1 protein-coding gene is annotated in these 2,084 nt (G+C 50.2%); it reads left to right on the forward strand.

The window, feature by feature from the left end:
• Positions 1–405: 405 nt before the first annotated feature.
• Positions 406–2,084 (forward strand): homoserine dehydrogenase (locus tag BG32_RS12960; protein ID WP_121526950.1); only part of this gene is annotated, 1,679 nt, incomplete at its 3' end.

A 2,084-nucleotide genomic window follows, 5' to 3' on the forward strand; every position in this document is an offset into this window, starting at 1 on the left:
GTTTGGATCGAATTTATTCTCACATGCAATCCACAACTTGGAACTGATTCTTTGTCCTTTCCAACCCGCTACTCCAGCCCGCGGTCTTCAAAAACCGGGACCCGAAACAAGTTCGGGATGACAGCCCTTTGCGTCATTCTGGCATGCTTCTGGCCAGAATTCGGTTCGTTCAACTATTGAAGAGGACGATCTCTATCCTTGGGAAGATTGATCATTATTGATAGCGGGCGTGCCGCCGCACGCCCCTACATCCGTTTGGATCGAATTTATTCTCACATGCAACTCACAACTTGGAACTGATTCTTTGTCCTTTCCAACCCCCTAACTGCTACCACCGACCACGTCTTTGCGGTGTATACTTTTGATTGATAGTGGCTTCAAAGCTTCAGGAGGGGGTGCACCACTTTGAGGATCGGAATTGCCGGACTCGGTACAGTCGGGTCATGTGTCTACGCGACTCTTTCGGATAAGGGAGACGAGATCGAAAAGCGGTCGGGGACAAGATGCGTCGTCTCCAAGGTTATTACGAGAACTCACAGCAAGTACGAGAAGCTGGGAATTCCTTCCGATCTGATCGCGGAGGATTTCGAGGATCTTATTATAAACAGCGATATAGTTGTAGAAACTATTGGCGGGACTGAAGCCGCCAGAAAGCTGGTAAAGCAGTCTCTAGAGCTTAATAGAACGGTCGTGACGGCCAACAAGATGCTTATTTCGGAATTCGGCAACGAATTCATGAACAGTTCTCCGATTAAGAGCCTATTCTTCGAAGCGGCCGTCGGCGGGGGTATTCCTATCATCTCTCTTCTGGAGGACTATCTCATCTTCCATGGAATCAAACGCATTCGGGGTATTCTGAATGGGACAACGAATTTCATACTTTCCGAGATGCAGAAGGGAATTGACTACGCTTCGGCTCTGAAGATTGCTCAGGAAAAGGGTTATGCGGAAGCCGATCCATCGAGCGATGTGAAAGGCTACGATGCCGCTTATAAGCTGTCGGTGCTCACCGGCGTCAAAACAGGCGTCTTCCCCGGTATTTCCACGATTGAAACAAAGGGCATCGAAGGAATAGAGAAAAGCGATCTTGAGAGAGCAGCGACCGCAGGGAAAAAGCTCAAATTGATCGGGGCAATCGACTTCGAAAGAGAGATAGCTTCAGTTCAGCCGCAGGAAGTTGAAAGAGACGATCCACTGTGGAGCGTAGACGGTGTCGAGAACGCCATAGAAGTTGAAACGGATCTTTCTGGAAGATTTCTTCTCAGGGGCGAGGGCGCGGGAGCCCAGCCGACCGCAACGGCTATCATCTCTGACATTCTGAGGGCGTCGAGATATGCGGAGAAGCAGAGCAATTCCGTTGTGATTATGAAATTTGGCGGGACTTCAGTTGACACGCCGGAGAAGATAAAGGATGTGGCGCAGCGGGTCCAGCGAAAGGTTCTGAGCGGCGTCAAACCCGTTCTCGTTGTATCGGCAATGGGTTTTGAAACAGATACGCTTCACGAACTTGCCCGAGAGATTTCAGACAAGCCAAACGGAAGAGAGATGGACATGCTTCTGGCGACAGGCGAGCAGAAGTCGATTGCCCTTGTAGCGATGGCGATTCAAGAGCTTGGAATGAAGTCGATCTCCCTTTCCGGTAATCAGGCGAGGATACAGACCGATTCGAACTTCTCGAACGCGAGAATCGTCGGGATAGATGCCGACCTTATAAACAGATATCTGAAGAATGGCTACGTTCCGGTTGTGGCAGGCTTCCAGGGGTCCACATTCTCCGGAGAGATCACGACACTCGGTAGGGGGGGATCTGATCTTACCGCCGTTGTTCTTGCAAAGGCGCTGGGATCGCAGCTGTGCGAAATATACAAGGATGTGGACGGCGTCTATTCGGCCGACCCGAGGATAGTTCCCAATGCAAGACCGATAAAAGAGATATCTTGGGAAGAGATGATAGAGCTTTCGAAGCAGGGTGCTCAGGTTCTTCAAAGCAGAGCATCGGAATTCGCGAGGAAGTATGATATAAAGGTGCTTGTGAAAAACGCGCACACCAATGCTAGAGGCACGCTTATATGGAGGGGATCAAA

The organism is Mesotoga sp. HF07.pep.5.2.highcov, assembly GCF_003666285.1.
GTDB classification, from domain to species: domain Bacteria; phylum Thermotogota; class Thermotogae; order Petrotogales; family Kosmotogaceae; genus Mesotoga; species Mesotoga prima.